Raw genomic sequence first — 15,376 nt, forward strand, 5'->3', positions numbered from 1 at the left:
CGCCGACTCAGGCCGGGTTGTCGAGCGACACTTCGGTGACCGGATCGGTCACCTTTTCCCCACGATACAGGCTCTCGAAAGTGGCGAGAGTGCGACCGATGTCGTGCGGATCGATGTAGGCGAGGCTCGTGCGCTTGAGTCGCTGGAGCTCGGCGTCGGGGGCGGTGAGCACCCTTGTGAGCTTGGCCGCGAGGTCGTCGACGTCTCCCGGAGTGAAGAGGTAGCCGTTCTCGTCGTCGTGCACGAGGTGCGGGAGGGCCATCGCGTCGGCCGCGACGACGGGCAGGGCCGATGCCATCGCTTCGAGAGTCGCGATGCTCTGGAGCTCGGCGATCGAGGGCATGGCGAAGACGGTGGCACGGCCGTAGGCCTCGAGCAGTTCCTCGTCGGTCACGTAGCCCGTGAAAGTGACTCGAGAGCGGATGCCGAGACCGTTGGCCAGTTGCTGGAGCGGTGCGAGGAGGTCTCCCCCGCCGACGATGTCGAGCTTGACGTCGAGCGCCGGGTCGAGTTTGGCGACAGCCTTGAGCAGAACGTCGATGCTCTTCTCGCCGGTGACCCGGCCGACGAAGAGGATGCGATTCTCGGCGCGTCGCTCGAAGGTCGGAGTGTATTTCGTGGCGTCGATTCCGCAGGAGATCGCGTGCACGTTGGGGATCCCCGTCGCCTCCTCGAGGAACTTCGCCGCTTTGCGCGTCGGGCTCGTGACCGATTCGGCGAGGCGGAACGTTTTGGCCGCATCGGCCCACGCGAGGGAGATCGCGGTCTTGTGCAGGAACCCGGGCAGAAGGGTGTGGTCGATCATGTTCTCGGGCATGAAATGGTTCGTGCCGACGATGCGGATGCCCCGCTTGACCGCTTGGCGCGCGAGACCGCGACCCACGACGATGTGCGACTGGAAGTGAACGACATCGGGTTTGACCTCGTCGAGCACGCGAGCCGCGTTGCGCTGCATCGTCCACGGGAGGGCGTAGCGGAGCCAGTCGTGCGGATACCAGCGCCACGACCGCAGACGGTGGACGGTGAACGAGCCGCCGTCGTGACTCTCGACCCCCGTGCCGTGCTTGCGGCTCGGGGCCGGGGCGATGACATGGACGTCGTGGCCTCGGCCGACGAGGCCCGCGGCCAGTCGCGATGCGAAATTCGCCGCACCGTTGACGTCAGGGGGAAAGGTGTCTGCGCCGATGAGGATGCGCAGCGGTCTACCGCGGTTCTCGTCAGTAGAGCCGGGGAGCGGATCGGGCAAAGTCTTCGATGTCCTTGAAGTGTCGTCGAACAGGGAGTGAACGCCGAGCGGCGCGGGCTCGGGTGTCTGCCAGCCTAGCGGCGGGCCTGGGGGTGGTGTTTCGCGAGCTCGAAGACACCGTAGATGGCGATGGCTCCGGCGACGATGAAGGCGATGACCGCGAAGAGCGGCGCGCCGTCTGCCTCGCCGAGCACGACGATTCCGATGGCGACCGCCACGAGGGGGTCGATGACCGTGAGGCCCGCGATCACGAGGTCGGGCGGCCCCGATGCGTAGGCGGTCTGCACGAAGTAGGCCCCGAGCGCCGTACCGGCGAGGAGGGCCACGATGCACACGAGCGTGAGGGCGTCGAAGTTGTCCGACACGAAGCGGTTGATCACGACCTTGGCGAGCGTCGCGACGAAGCCGTAGAGCACACCCGCGGCGATGATGTAGATGATCGCCCGGATTCTCGACCTCAAGAACGCGAACAGGACCGCGGCGATCGCGAGCACGACGGCGAGCACGACGAGCACGGTGATGAGTTGCGCATCGGTGATGGGCCGCTCCCGGGCGACGAACGCCGCGAACGTCACGAAGACGGCGACACCCCCGACACACAGCGCGATCGAGCGCACGGTCAACCTGTCGAGCTTCACCTTGCTGACCCGCGCGTTGACGAGAGCCGTGATCACGAGGGCGACCGCGCCGAGCGGTTGAACGACGATGAGCGGCGCGAGGTAGAGCGCGATGAGCTGAAGCGTCACCGCGAGACCGAGCATCGCGGTGCCGATGATCCACGACGGGCGGGTGACGAGGGCGCGCAACTGGGTGAGGCTCAGCCCGCTCGAGGCACCCCCGAGCTGCGCTTCGACCTTGCCGACGCCCCGGTGCTGAAACTGGGCACCGAGTGCGAGGAAGACGGCCCCGCACAGGGCGACGGGGATACCGAGTCCCTGCATCGGGGTAAGGGTCAGCACCTCACCGGTCAGGTCACTCAGGTCGAACACCACGCGACGACCCTACTGGCTGGCTCACCGATAATCTTGACGAATGGCCGTCCTCCCGATTCTCATCACGGGAGACCCCGTTCTCCATTCGCGCGCGAACGACGTCACGGTTTTCGACGCCGAGCTGCGCCGCCTCGTCGCCGACATGTTCGAGACGATGGATGTCGCCCCGGGCGTCGGTCTCGCCGCCCCGCAGGTCGGTCGAGACATCCGCGTGTTCGTCTACGGGTGGACAGACGACGACGGCACGGAGTGGCGCGGCACGGCGGTCAACCCCGAACTCTGGATCACGCCGAGCGTTCCCGCCGAACCGGACGAAGACGACGACTCCGAGGGGTGCCTCTCGGTGCCCGGCGAACGGTTTCCGCTGCAGAGGTCTCCGCGCGCCATCCTGCGCGCTTTCGATGTCGACGGTGCCCCGTTCGAGATCGAGGCCGACGGATGGCTCGCCCGCATCTTCCAGCACGAATACGACCATCTCGACGGCGTGCTCTACGTCGACAGGCTCGAGCAGCGTTTCGCGAAGCCCGCCGCGAAAGCGATCCGCAAGTCGGGATGGGGTGAGCCCGGGCTCTCCTGGCTCCCCGGTGAAGACGCCCTCGACGCGTAGCTCGGCGGCTATGCCCGCGGCGCCGGACCGTCGTGACGGAGCCGAGGGAAGATCGCCGAGACCGAGAACCCGACACCCGGCACCGGGTAGGCACTGAACACACCGTCGAACGCGGTCGCGCGCTCGCGCATCTCGGTGACGCCCGGACCCGACACGACCTCGGTCAGGGCTGCAGCGTCGTCGTCGATCGAATAGCGCCGTCGTTGCGACACCGAGTAGGGGTCGAGCCCGTCGCGCCGGGCCGCCGAGTGGACGCCGTCGTCGTCGACGAGCAGCTGCACGCCCTCGGCCGTCCAGGTGACGGTCACCGACACCGCGGTGCCCGCTCCCCCGTGGGTGAGGGCGTTCGAAAGCGCCTCCTCGAGAATGCGGCAGACGGCGGCATCCGCCCCCGACCGCAACGGGAACGACTCGCCCGATTCGACGAACGTGATGTCGAGGCCCGCGTGCCTCATCGAATCGATGAGGTCGGCCATCGACGTGACCGTCGGGCGCTCCGGCTGCGCATCCGGCCCGGAGATGGCCACGATGCGGCGGAGGTCGCTGAGCGACGACGACGCCTCGTCGACGATCTGGCCGAGGGCCCGCACCGCGGCCCCGTCGTCGGCAGCCGCGCTGTAGCGTGCTCCGTCGGCAGTGCGCACGATCGACGCCACCGAGTGCACCGCCACCTCGTGCAGTTCGAGCACGATGCGCGACCTCGCGCTGTGCTCGGCCACGACCGTTCGCAGCCGCGCGAGTTCGGCGTCTTGCTCGTCGAGCTCACGTGAGAGCAGTCGCGCGTTGCGCAGGGAGAGAGCCCAGGCGACCGCGAGAGCGAGAGCCACGACGGCGAGACCGCCCGCAACCGAGGCGACGAGCGTCGAGTTCTCAGCGGCCCACTGGTTCATGTCGTCTCCTGATGACGAAGGCCGCAGGGGGTGGAGCCCCGTGCGGCCTTCGAGCTCCCCGACTTGGACTCGAACCAAGAACCTGCCGGTTAACAGCCGGCTGCTCTGCCAATTGAGCTATCGAGGAATGCTGAAACAGCTTGATTACCTTACCAAAGGTGCGACGGTCGCCAAATCGAGCCGTCGCGCCCCCGGGATCGCGCGGAATCCGCGCCCCGTCGCTCGGGGTCTCAGTACCCGGCGGTCGTGTCGACGATGCCGATGAAACGACCGTCGTCGAGAAACGCCTCCGTGTTGGCCGTGATGCGCTCCGCGAGCAGCGGGGCGGTCATGTCGGGGGTGTCGGCACTGTGCGGCGTGATGATGAGGTTGGGGGCGTTCCACAGCCGGTGGCCGTCGGGGAGCGGTTCCGGGTCGGTCACGTCGATGCCAGCACCCGCGATCGTGCCGCGCTCGAGGGCGTCGGCGAGAGCGTCGGTGTCGACGAGGCCGCCACGGGCGATATTGACGAGCACCGCGTCATCCTTCATGAGGTCGAACTGCTCGGCTCCGAACAAGTGTCGCGTGCCCTCCGTGAGAGCCGCGGCGATCACGACGACGTCGGCGCGCGGCAGAACCGTGTGCAAGCGGTCGGCGGTGATGGTGCGGTCGGCACCCTCGAGGTGGTCGCTGCTGCGGCGCACGACCGTGACGGTCGCGCCGAAGGGTTCGAGCAGCCTCAGGAACTCGATCGCGATGCCGCCGGCGCCCACGACGACCACCGAGAGTCCGTAGAGCGATCGCCCCTCGGGGATCGTCGACCACGAGGTGGCCCGCACCCGGGTGGGGAAGACCCGCAGCAGACCGAGGGTCAACGCGAGAGCGTGCTCCGCGACCGGTTGGGCGTACGCCCCCTTCGCGCTCGTCCACAGCGGGAGGTCGGTGCCCGCGAAGGGTCGCAAGACCTCGGCGAAACCGTCGACTCCGGCCCACGGCAGCTGCACCCACTCGATCTGCGGGTAGCGCGCGAGGATGTCGGTGAGATCCTGGGCGCCCGAGAGCGACAACCACACGACGCCGCGGGTCTCGGCGGAGAGCTCGGCGACCTCACCGCCGCCGGCCTCGACGGCGTCGACGAAGACCGGATTCGCGCGAGGGAGCACGGCGATCGGCCCGGGGGTCGGTCGTGAGGCATCCGGCACCACGTCGGCGTCGCGGGCGGTCACCGAGCGGTGTTGGGGAGGGTTCGAGGGCATCGTCATCTTTCGTCGTTCGCGTCGTCGAGCGTGTCGTCGGCCTGTCCGACGGCCCGCGGCACCGGAGTGTCCGCTCTCGTGTCGATGAACTCGCGCGCGAGGGCTTTCACGTAGGGGTGGTCGGGGGTCGCCGCGAGAGCTTCGGGCGAACCGATGCCGATGACGACACCGTCGTGCATCACGGCGATGCGTTCGGCGACCTCGGTGATCACGCTCAAGTCACTGCTGACGACGATCGCCGAGAATCCGCGCTCCGCTTGCAACTCGGGGATGACCGCGAGCACGTCGTGACGCACCATGATGTCGACCCCGCGAATGGGCTCGTCGGCGACGAGGAGTCCGGGTTCGAGGATGAGGGCGCGTGCGAGGGCGACCCGCTGTCGCTGCCCGCTGCTGAGCTCGAACGGGCGGCGCTCGAGGATCGACAGCGGCAGGTGCACCGCGTCGATGAGCGTCGCGGCCGCTTGACCTGCCTCGCGAGCGTCGAAGCGGCGGTCGCGGAGGAAGATGGGCTCGGCCACGTTCTCGGCGATCGTGAGACTCGAGTTGAGCCGCTGCGCCCCGTCTTGCGCGAGATAACCGATGCGCAGGGTCAGCTCGCGACGGGCGCGACCGCCGATGCCGCGGAGCTCGGTGTCGAAGACCGACAACCCTCCCCCGCAGATGCGCGGGGACGCCTCATCGTTGCTGCCGCGGTCGGCGAGCCCGGCGATCGTCGCCGCGAGCGTCGACTTTCCCGACCCCGACTCCCCGACGACACCGAGCACCTCGCCGTAGCCGAGGTCGAAACTGACGCCTTTGACCGCGAGATGGCGTGCCGACGCCGTGCTCGAGCGGTACTCGATGGAGAGGTCGCGTGACGACACGACGGTCCCGTAACCCTGACGCCCTCGTCCACCGATCCGCACGCGCACATCCCCTCATCACCCCGCAGTCCCCTTGACCCGGGCGGGGCACCGAACCCGTTCACGCTACCCCGAGACGCGTCACTCTTCTCGCAGGATGCGGCGATCGCGCTCGATCTGTACGAGCTCCTGCTGCAACTCGCGCGACTTGGCCGGCTCGGCGATCCCGTCGACACGCTGGAGTCGCCCGAGGACCTCCGCTTTGCGACGCTTGAGGTCACGGTCGATGAGAGCCGATGCGACGCTCGAACTGTACGCCGGCAGTTCGGCGGTGTCCTTGATGGGAATGGGTGCGACGCCGAGCTCTTTCACGAGACTCGAGAAGGGCGGAGGGGTCGCCTCGATCACGCGGTCGAGCCAATCGCGAGCGGCCCAGTGATCGAGGCTCGAGACGATCCCGTCACGCACCATGGCGAGCGACCCGTTGGCGTACGGCACCCGCATGGCGCGTTCCGCGAGAGACCGGTCGACCGACTCCGGGTGCTGCAGGATCGCCATGAGAGCGTCGCGTTCGAGCCTCGTGCCGAGGTCTCCCGGGAGGTCGGAGATCGACATCCCCCGTTCAGCCGCGTCGGGATCGGACGCGAAGCCCGAGTCCGAGTCGAGGGGTCGCGAGTCGCCCGGCCTCGAGTCGCGCGCGCCTGCATCGCCGGGCCGCGAGTCGCCGTACCGCCCCGGCGCGCCGCTTCGAGCGCGATCCGGTTCGCGAGTGTCGCGCGAGGCTCCCGTACCCGAGGTAGACCGCCCGGCGTCGTCGCCCGCGGCCCTCGCCGCGCGCACGGCGCGCCCCACCTCGTCGGGATCCATCCCGAGCCAGCGCGCGAGAGTGCGCACGTAGCCGATGCTGAGCGCCTGGTCACGGATTCCGCCGATCACCGGGGCGCTCGCCCTCAGCGCGGCGACGCGACCCTCGACGGTGTCGAGATCGTGCGCGTCGAGAACCCGACGCACCATGAACTCGAACATGGGCTTCTTCGAGAGAATGAGTCGTCTCACGGCGTCGTCGCCGCGAGCGAGTCGCAGGTCGCACGGGTCGAGCCCGTCCGGTGCCACGGCCACGAAAGTCTGAGCGGCGAACCGCTGCTCCTCGGAGAACGCGCGTGACGCGGCCTTCTGGCCGGCGTCATCCGGATCGAACGTGAACACCACTTCGCCGAGCCCTCGGGTGTCGGCGTTCGCGACGTCGCCGAGCACGCGGCGCACGACCTTGATGTGGTCGACGCCGAACGACGTTCCACACGTCGCGACGGCCGTCGTGACGCCCGCGAGGTGACACGCCATGACATCGGTGTACCCCTCGACGACGACGACCTGCTTGCCGCGCGAGATGTCACGCTTGGCGAGATCGAGGCCGTAGAGCACCGACGACTTGTGGTAGACCGGCGTCTCCGGAGTGTTGAGGTACTTGGGCCCCTGATCGTCGTCGAGGAGCTTGCGCGCGCCGAACCCGAGAGTCTGGCCGGTGACGTCGCGGATGGGCCACACGAGCCTCCCCCGGAACCGGTCGTACGCGCCCCGATCACCCTGGCTCAGCAGACCGGCGGTCACGAGTTCGGTCTCCGAGAAGCCGAGCGACTTCAAGTGGGTGCCGAGCGCCGAGAACGACTTCGGAGCGAAGCCGACCCCGAACCTCTGGGCCGCAGACGGATCGAAGCCCCGCTCGCCGAGAAACCGCCGCCCCGGTTCGGCCTCGGGCGCCCCGAGCTGAGCGACGAAGAAGTCGGCGGCCGCCTGATTGGCCGCGAGGATGCGCGCGCGGTTGCCGTGATCGGCATTCGCCTGGCCCCCGTCTTCGTAGTGCAGCTCGAGCCCGATCTTCGCCGCCATGCGCTCGACGGCCTCCGAGAACGACATGTGGTCCATGCGCTGGAGAAACGTGAAGACGTCGCCATCCTCGCCGCACCCGAAGCAGTGGTAGCGGCCCACCTGCGGTCGCACGTGAAAACTCGGGCTGCGCTCGTCGTGGAACGGGCACAGGCCCTTGAGCGACCCGACTCCGGCACCCTTGAGGGTGACGTAATCCCCCACGACGTCGGCGATGTTGACCCTCGCTCGAACCTCGTCGATATCGTTTCGTCTGATCAGACCGGGCACGCGACGAGTCTACTTTCGCGTCGACGACGGGGCCGGGGCGCCCGCCGCGCCGCCCGCCGCATCGAGGGCGTCGTCGCCCCCGCGAACGACACGCTTGTGCCACGTCCACGCCGACTGATCGGTGAGCGACGCCACCTGGTCGACGACGGCACGACGGCGCGCGACATCCGAGTCCGCGGCCTCGAAATCAGCCGCGAACCCGTCGTCGAGCAGCGACGGCCCGCCCTGCCACAGAGCGTCGGCGAGCTCGGCGAGAACCTCGCGCTGCAGCGAGTAGAGCGGACGCCTCGTGTTGTGCGACATCACGAAAGTCGCGACGATGCCCTTGAGGACGGCGATCTCGGCCTGCACCTCGCGGGGAACGACGACGCTCGCGCCGAACCTGATGATGCGATCGGCGTGCGGGGCCGCCTCGAGGGTCGCCGCAGTGGCGGCGCCAGCGAAACGACCGATGAGCGTGCTCGTGAGATTCTTGAGCTTCGCGTGGGCGAACCTGCTGCCGTCCCACGAGTCGATCCAGACATCGAGCGAATCGAGGCGGTCGAACGCCGCGATGAGCTCGTCGTGCGAGAGTTCACCGCCAATCCAGTCGAACATCGAGTCGACGAGGTCGTCGTGGTCGACGCGCGCGCCGAGGGCCGCGACATCGATGAACCCGCCGACGATCGCATCCTCGAAGTCGTGCACCGAGTAGGCGATGTCGTCGGAGAGATCCATGACCTGCGCTTCGATGCACAAGCGGCGGTCGGGGGCGCCGTCGCGCAACCAGTCGAAGGCGTCGAGATCGTTCGCGTAGAAACCGAACTTCGCGCGCCCGCTCGGGTCGCTCACCGAACCGCTCGCGGGCCACGGATACTTGCAGCTCGCGTCGAGACTCGCGCGCGTGAGATTGAGACCGAACGAGCGGCCGTCGGGCCCGAAGACCTTCGGCTCGATGCGCGTGAGAAGGCGGAGCGTCTGCGCGTTGCCCTCGAAACCGCCGATGTCGGCCGACCAGTCGTTGAGCGCACGCTCGCCGTTGTGACCGAACGGCGGGTGGCCGAGGTCGTGCGCGAGACACGCGGTGTCGACGACATCCGGGTCGAGGCCGAGGCTCGTCGCGAGTTCACGGCCGACCTGGGCGACCTCGAGGGAGTGGGTCAGGCGGTTGCGGGCGAAGTCGAGGCCGGCAGCGGGACTGAGCACCTGGGTCTTCGCCGCGAGACGCCGCAACGCACTCGAGTGGAGGAGGCGAGCGCGATCCCTCGCGAAATCGCTGCGCCTACTCGAGTGCTCCTCGGGAAACCAGCGTGCCGTATCGAAATCGGTGTACCCGCCGCGCTCAACCACCACTGTTCGACACCTCCCCCGCGATCATCTCGTCGCGGTGTGCCGCATCGAGCTCGCGACTCTCGAGCCAGCGGTCGGGAAACGACGGCTTCTTCGGAGACCCGGCCCGACCGCGCGGCCCCTCCGCGGCCTCGCCGGGGTAGGGCTGGTCGGCGTCGAGCTGGCCGAGGAGGTCGTCCATCTGCTGCAGGTTGTCGACGAGCGCGAGGCTCGAGCGGAGATCACTGCCCACGGGATATCCCTTGAAGTACCAGGCCACGTGCTTGCGGATGTCACGGCACGCCCACTGCTCGTCACCGCCGAGGAACTCCATGAGCAACTCGGTGTGCCTGCGGAGCGCCGCGCCGACCTCGCCGAGCGAGGGGTGCGCGGTGTCGTAGCGGGGTGGGGCTGTGCTCATGCTCGGGCTGGTGCTCGGGCTGGACTGTGCTGCGGCACGGGACTCGAAGGCGCGCACGAGGTCGCCGAAGAGCCACGGTCGGCCGAGGCATCCGCGGCCCACGACGACGCCGTCGCAGCCCGTCTCGTCCATCATGCGCAGCGCGTCTTCGCCCGACCAGATGTCGCCGTTGCCGAGAACCGGCACGCTCGAGATCGTCTCTTTGAGCTTCGTGATGGCCGACCAGTCGGCGGTGCCGCTGTAGTAGTCGGCGGCGGTTCGCGCATGCAGCGCGATGCTCGCGACCCCGGCGCCCTCGGCGGTGCGGCCGGCCTCGAGATAGGTGAGGTGGTCGTCGTCGATGCCCTTGCGCATCTTGACCGTGACCGGGATGTCGCCTGCAGCCCGCACGGCGCCCTCGACGATGTCGCGGAAGAGGTCGCGCTTCCACGGGAGGGCCGCACCGCCGCCCTTGCGCATGACCTTCGGCACGGGGCACCCGAAATTCAGATCGATGTGGTCGGCGCGGTCCTCAGCGGCGAGCATCGTCACCGCCTCGATGACCGTCTTCGGATCGACGCCGTAGAGCTGGATGCTGCGGGTCGACTCGGATTCGTGGTGCTGGATGAGGCGCATGCTGGTGGGGGTGCGCTCGACGAGGGCGCGGCTCGTGATCATCTCGCTCACATAGAGGCCCGCACCGAACTCGCGGCAGAGTCTGCGGAACGCGGTATTGGTGATCCCGGCCATCGGAGCGAGCACCACGGGCACATCGAGTTCGATGGGGCCGATGCGCAACGCAGGCGGGGCGGGGGCGAGAGTCGTCACGGAGCGATTCTTTCAGACGGAGGTGGGAGCGGCCGACGGTGCGCCCGGGGTGTGGGGGGCGAGTCGGAGGCGGGCGTTCTGCGGTGACGTGATGTGCGGAGGTCGTGGTGCGGGGTGTCGTGTGCTGTGCCACACCGGCATCCGCCCGGGAGCCCCGTGCGGCAGACTGGCATCCCCACGGAAGGATCGACATGACCGACACGACCGACGGACGAGCAAGGGTCGTCGCCGACGCCGAGGCGAGAGGCGTGAAGCTCGAGATCGTGGCGAGGCCGCCGGCCGAGAGCCTCGACGAGGCAGCCCGTCAGCTCGGCGTCGAGCCGCACTCGATCGTCAAAACGCTCGTCGTCAAGAGGCACGACGGCGACTACCTCTTCGCGCTCGTTCCCGGAGACCGGCAGATCTCGTGGCCCAAGCTCCGTGCCGTCGTCGGTGTCAACAAGCTGCGGATGCCGGAGCCCACCCTCGCCCTGGAGGCGACCGGCTTCGAGCGAGGCACCATCACGGTGTTCGGAAGCACGACCGCGTGGCCCGTCTACGCCGACGCGAGCATCGTCGGCGAGCGCATCGGGGTGGGTGCCGGCGATCACGACCACCAGGCGTTCGTCGAGGCCGACGACGTCATCGCGGCGTACGGCGCGACGGTCGCCGACATCACCGAACCGCTGAGCGCGCGCGGGGGGTCGTAGGAGCGAGAGTGTGCCCGCCGGTGCGTGAGTGAGTGCCGAGGGACGAGTGGTGTCCCTGTCGCTCGTCGCTGTGTCCGGCACCCACAGCGCGAGCCGATGCCCCGTCAGATGTCGCCATCGTCGAGACGTCGGACGACGATCGCGGTAGCGAGCAGCAGATCGCCCGTGATCGCGGGGGCACCCCCCGAGGGTGCCGCTGGCACTGCGTGAGTCGAGTTCGCGTCGCCGTTCACCACGCTGTCGGTGCTGCTGTCGTCCGGCGACACGAGGCACGCGTCACCCTCACAGGCCGCGGCGTCGGCACGCCCCACCATGAAGAGAGGACCCGTGGTCGTCATCGCGCGCCGTCCGTCGCCGAAGCTGCGCCCGCGGCATCCGTGTGCGCACCATCCGTCACCGCGACGGCATGGTCCGCGGCGTCGTCGACGGCGCGCTCGAGGACTTGCGCGAACGCCTGAGGATCTTGAGCGCCCGAGACCCCGTACTTTCCGTCGATGACGAAGAAGGGCACCCCGGTGATGCCGTACCCCTGGGCGACCGCGACGTCGGCCTTCACCGCGGCCGTGAACGTGCCCGCCTCGAGGGCGGTGCGCGCGTCGGTCGCGTCGAGTCCGACCTCGGCGGCGAGCTCGACCAGGTCGTCGACCCGGCCGACATGGCGGCCCTCCACGAAGTAGGCGCTCAGGAGGCGCTCCTTCATCTCCAGCTGCTTGTCGTGCGCCTTCGCGAAGTGCAGCAGCTCGTGCGCCTTGATGGTGTTCGTCTGCTTGACCGACTCGTAGCGGTAGTCGAGGCCCACACTCGCGGCGATCGACGTGACGTTGTCGAGCATCTGCTCGACCTGAGCCAGCGGCAGGCCCTTGCGCTCACTGAGATAGTCGACCGGCGAGCCGTCGAAGTCGACGGGGGTGTCGGGGGCGAGCTCGAACGAGTGATATTCGACGACGACGTCGGGTCCGGCATCCGCCCCTCGCTCGCTCGTGAACCGGGCGAGTCCCGCCTCGAATTTGCGCTTGCCGATGTAGCACCAGGGGCACTGCACGTCTGACCAGATGTCGACCTTGATGGTGTGAGTCACCCGGTGGTCAACGGCCGGCGGCGCGAAGCTATTCCCGGGCCCGCCGCACGTCGCTGCGCCTCATACGGCGCCACCCCACCTCGCGTCACCTCGCACCCGTGTTGCTTCACGTCGCCCCACCCCATGTCGCCTCACGTCACCCCACGTCACCCCCCCCCTTGTTGCTTCGCGTCACCCCACCCGTGTTGCCTCGCGTCACCCCACCCCTGCCTCCCCGGGTTGCAAATTCAGGAGCCCGGCGCGCGGAGGCCCCGTAGTCCTGCGCGATCGCGGGCCAGGACGTCGCCGGGCGACGCGCGCTCCTGAGTTCTCGACGGGAGAGGGTGCCGAGACGCCCCTCGCCGAGAGCGCGCAGAGCACCGCCGCGACGACGACGTCCCACTCGCCGAAGACCATTCGCGCGCTCGGCCGCAGCGCGTGCCGCTGGCTGAGGGTGATCGTCAGATCCTTGCGGCGGTCACGTTCGAAGCGATCCCAGTGCCACCGTTCGCCGTCGACTTCGAGAGCGATCTCACCGTCGACGACGAGATCGATCGGCTCCCCCGTGCCGAGCAGCACCTGCGACTGAACCAGGTGCCCCGCGGCACGGAGTCGAGTGCGGGCCAGGCTTTCGGGCAAGCTGTCGCAGCGGTCGTCGACCCAATCGGCGATCCAGCGCACCGATCCGGGCAGCCGCAGAATGAGTGTCTCGAAGTCGACGCGGTCGAGTACCGCCGTGCACAGGGCCCAGTCGAGACACGCAACCGCGACCTCCAGCGGTTCGTCGAGCACGACTCTCTCGAGGGCGTCGAGCACGGGCACGTGACACGCGTCACCTCTGTCACCGGCGTGATCGCTCCAGTGGACGACGACGCCCGCCCGCACCGACGGCGCAAGACGCCGGAACCTGTTGTGCTGCGACCGCAGTCGAGCAGCGTTCGGCGGCGCCGCGACATGCAGAACGGGGGCCGCGGTGACCCAGCCGCCCCGCTCGGCGATGGACGACACACCCGTGAGACGCCCGCCGACCCGAACCGCGCGGAGCCGGGCATCCGTCTCGGGAAGCGTCGAGTACCAGCCGTTGCGTGCTCGCACGACGTCGCCTGCGCGAACCGCCCTGGTGAGGTCGCGGTCACGGAAACCCCGTTTCACGAGTTGCTGCTTCTGCGCCATTCCGCCGAGCTCGATGACGGTGTCCGCCAGATCATTCATGCGACGACTGTGCCGCGGGGGCCAGCGGACCGCTGCGGCGTGCCAGGAATGGAGGCTCAGGTCAGCCGAGCTGCACCTGTGCAGGAGCGCCCATCCCGGCTCCCGGTTGCGAATTCAGGAGATCGGCGCGCGTCAGCGGGGCGGCGGCCGATGACGTGTCTGCGGCTCGAGCCGGTGCGCGCAGTACTCCTGAATTCGCAACAGGGGTGAGCGGCGGAGCGTGCAGTACTCCTGAGTTGGCAACAGGGGTGAGCGGCGGAGCGTGCCGCGCAGAATCGCGAGCGCGGAGGCTCGAGCGCACGCGCCTTGGCCGCCACCGGCACCGCTGCCGCGCTGCGTCGCCCCCGCTTAACGCGCAGCGCCGCCCCGCCTTACGCGCCGACGAGCTGTTCGGCGAGGTAGCCGCGCAAGCGGTCGAGCGACACGCGCTCCTGAGCCATGCTGTCGCGCTCGCGCACGGTCACCGCGTTGTCGTCGAGGGTGTCGAAGTCGATGGTGACGCAGAACGGCGTGCCGATCTCGTCTTGCCTGCGATAGCGTCGGCCGATCGCGCCGGCGTCGTCGAAGTCGATGTTCCAGAGCTTGCGCAGGTCGGCCGCGAGCTCACGGGCCACCGGCGACAGACGCTCGTTGCGCGACAGCGGCAGCACGGCGACCTTCACGGGCGCGAGGCGGCGGTCCAATCTGAGCACCGTGCGCTTGTCGACGCCCCCCTTCGTGTTGGGAGCCTCGTCTTCGGTGTACGCGTCGATGAGGAATGCCATGAGGGCGCGCGTGAGCCCGAACGCGGGCTCGATTACATACGGGATCCAGCGCTCGTTCTTGGCCTGGTCGAAGTACGAGAGGTCGGTTCCGGATGCCGCGGAGTGCGTCTTGAGGTCGAAATCGGTGCGGTTCGCGATTCCCATGAGCTCACCCCACTGGCTGCCCTGGAACCCGAAGCGGTACTCGAGGTCGACCGTGCGGGTCGAGTAGTGCGAGAGCTTCTCGGGCGCGTGCTCGTCGAGGCGGATGTTCGCGGGGTCGATGCCGAGGTCGGTGAACCACGCGAGGCACGCGTCGATCCAGTACTGGTGCCATTCGGCGTCGGTTCCGGGCTCGACGAAGAACTCCATCTCCATCTGCTCGAATTCGCGCGTGCGGAAGATGAAGTTTCCGGGGGTGATCTCGTTGCGGAAGCTCTTGCCGATCTGCGCGATTCCGAACGGCGGCTTCTGGCGCGAGGTGGCGAGCACGTTGGCGAAGTTCACGAAGATGCCCTGCGCGGTTTCGGGCCGGAGGTAGGCCATGCCCTCCTCGTTGTCGACGGGGCCGAGAAACGTCTTGAGGAGTCCCGAGAAGTTCTGCGGTTCGGTCCAGGAGCCGGGCTGGCCGGTGTCGGGGTCGCGGATGTCGGCGAGACCGTTGACCGGAGGGTGCCCGTGCTTCTCCTCGTAGGCCTCGAGGAGGTGGTCGGCGCGGTAGCGCTTGTGCGTGTGGAGGGATTCGACGAGCGGGTCGCTGAAGACCTCGACGTGACCGGACGCCTCCCACACCTGCCGGGGCAGGATGACCGAGGAGTCGAGCCCCACGATGTCGTCGCGCCCCTGCACCATGAACTGCCACCACTGGCGTTTGATGTTCTCTTTGAGCGCGACTCCGAGGGGCCCGTAGTCCCATGCGGAGCGTGACCCCCCGTAGATCTCCCCCGCTTGGAACACGAATCCGCGGCGTTTCGCGAGGTTGATGACGGGGTCGAGGGGGGAGGCGTTGGCCACAGGAACTCCAGTTGTCCAGCCGCGCTGGGTGCGCGGTCGAGCGGGTCGGCGGAAAAGTCCAGCCTAGCGAGCGCGCCGGGCGTCTCGGCTCGCGCCGGGGTGGGCGATATCGCCGAGCGTCTGCGACTGCGACAGCGACAGCGACTGCGGCCCGGC

At 68.7% G+C, this 15,376-nt stretch carries 13 protein-coding genes and 1 tRNA gene; 2 read left to right on the forward strand and 12 right to left on the reverse strand.

Annotation, left to right across the window (positions count from 1 at the left end; genetic code table 11):
* Positions 1–7 precede the first annotated feature (7 nt).
* A complete protein-coding gene (locus ACLHG5_RS05035) occupies positions 8–1,246 on the reverse strand; it encodes a glycosyltransferase (protein WP_411315298.1) in 1,239 nt (412 codons plus the stop codon).
* A 74-nt stretch (positions 1,247–1,320) separates the two neighbouring features.
* The gene (locus tag ACLHG5_RS05040; RefSeq protein ID WP_411318024.1) at positions 1,321–2,238 is read right to left on the reverse strand and encodes a DMT family transporter; all 918 of its coding nucleotides are present in this window, start codon (positions 2,236–2,238) and stop codon (positions 1,321–1,323) included.
* Positions 2,239–2,278: 40 nt separating this feature from the next.
* On the opposite strand from ACLHG5_RS05040, the gene def reads away from it, so the two are divergent.
* Positions 2,279–2,845, forward strand: coding sequence for a peptide deformylase (gene def, locus ACLHG5_RS05045; RefSeq protein ID WP_411318025.1), 567 nt, complete (start codon positions 2,279–2,281; stop codon positions 2,843–2,845).
* An 8-nt stretch (positions 2,846–2,853) separates the two neighbouring features.
* On the opposite strand, the gene ACLHG5_RS05050 is transcribed toward def, so the two are convergent.
* The 7 genes from ACLHG5_RS05050 to dusB all read right to left on the reverse strand — a co-directional run bounded on the left by ACLHG5_RS05050 (position 2,854) and on the right by dusB (position 10,505).
* Positions 2,854–3,735 (reverse strand): sensor histidine kinase, encoded by an 882-nt coding sequence (locus tag ACLHG5_RS05050; protein ID WP_411318026.1) that lies wholly within the window; start codon positions 3,733–3,735, stop codon positions 2,854–2,856.
* Positions 3,736–3,789: 54 nt separating this feature from the next.
* Positions 3,790–3,862: transfer RNA gene (locus ACLHG5_RS05055), tRNA-Asn, on the reverse strand.
* 103 nt (positions 3,863–3,965) lie between these two features.
* On the reverse strand, positions 3,966–4,976 hold the full coding sequence (locus tag ACLHG5_RS05060) for a D-isomer specific 2-hydroxyacid dehydrogenase family protein (RefSeq protein WP_411318027.1): 1,011 nt from the start codon (positions 4,974–4,976) through the stop codon (positions 3,966–3,968).
* Positions 4,973–5,836, reverse strand: a complete 864-nt coding sequence (locus ACLHG5_RS05065) for an ATP-binding cassette domain-containing protein (protein ID WP_411318028.1) — start codon at positions 5,834–5,836, stop codon at positions 4,973–4,975. Before ACLHG5_RS05065 ends, ACLHG5_RS05060 begins: the two co-directional genes overlap by 4 nt.
* Positions 5,837–5,956: 120 nt before the next feature.
* Positions 5,957–7,969, reverse strand: a complete 2,013-nt coding sequence (gene dnaG / locus ACLHG5_RS05070) for a DNA primase (protein ID WP_411318029.1) — start codon at positions 7,967–7,969, stop codon at positions 5,957–5,959.
* Between the two features lie 9 nt (positions 7,970–7,978).
* Entirely contained in the window at positions 7,979–9,298 is a 1,320-nt protein-coding gene (locus ACLHG5_RS05075; protein ID WP_411318415.1) for a deoxyguanosinetriphosphate triphosphohydrolase, read from the reverse strand.
* A complete protein-coding gene (dusB, locus tag ACLHG5_RS05080) occupies positions 9,291–10,505 on the reverse strand; it encodes a tRNA dihydrouridine synthase DusB (RefSeq protein WP_411315231.1) in 1,215 nt (404 codons plus the stop codon). Before dusB ends, ACLHG5_RS05075 begins: the two co-directional genes overlap by 8 nt.
* A gap of 191 nt (positions 10,506–10,696) precedes the next feature.
* Between dusB and ACLHG5_RS05085 the strand changes: the two genes are divergently transcribed.
* Positions 10,697–11,194 (forward strand): aminoacyl-tRNA deacylase, encoded by a 498-nt coding sequence (locus ACLHG5_RS05085; protein WP_411318030.1) that lies wholly within the window; start codon positions 10,697–10,699, stop codon positions 11,192–11,194.
* A gap of 334 nt (positions 11,195–11,528) precedes the next feature.
* Here the strand turns inward: ACLHG5_RS05085 and ACLHG5_RS05090 are convergent, their stop codons facing one another.
* The 3 genes from ACLHG5_RS05090 to ACLHG5_RS05100 form a co-directional block, all read right to left on the reverse strand.
* Positions 11,529–12,272, reverse strand: a complete 744-nt coding sequence (locus ACLHG5_RS05090; RefSeq protein WP_411318031.1) for a DsbA family protein — start codon at positions 12,270–12,272, stop codon at positions 11,529–11,531.
* Between the two features lie 195 nt (positions 12,273–12,467).
* A complete protein-coding gene (locus ACLHG5_RS05095; RefSeq protein ID WP_411318032.1) occupies positions 12,468–13,463 on the reverse strand; it encodes a hypothetical protein in 996 nt (331 codons plus the stop codon).
* A gap of 371 nt (positions 13,464–13,834) precedes the next feature.
* Positions 13,835–15,220 carry a glycine--tRNA ligase gene (locus tag ACLHG5_RS05100; RefSeq protein ID WP_411315227.1) on the reverse strand — a complete coding sequence of 462 codons (1,386 nt, stop codon included), beginning with the start codon at positions 15,218–15,220 and terminating at the stop codon, positions 13,835–13,837.
* Between the last annotated feature and the right edge of the window lie 156 nt (positions 15,221–15,376).

The sequence above is a fragment of the Marisediminicola sp. LYQ85 genome, from assembly GCF_046600695.1.
In the GTDB taxonomy this organism is placed as follows: Bacteria; Actinomycetota; Actinomycetes; order Actinomycetales; family Microbacteriaceae; genus Marisediminicola.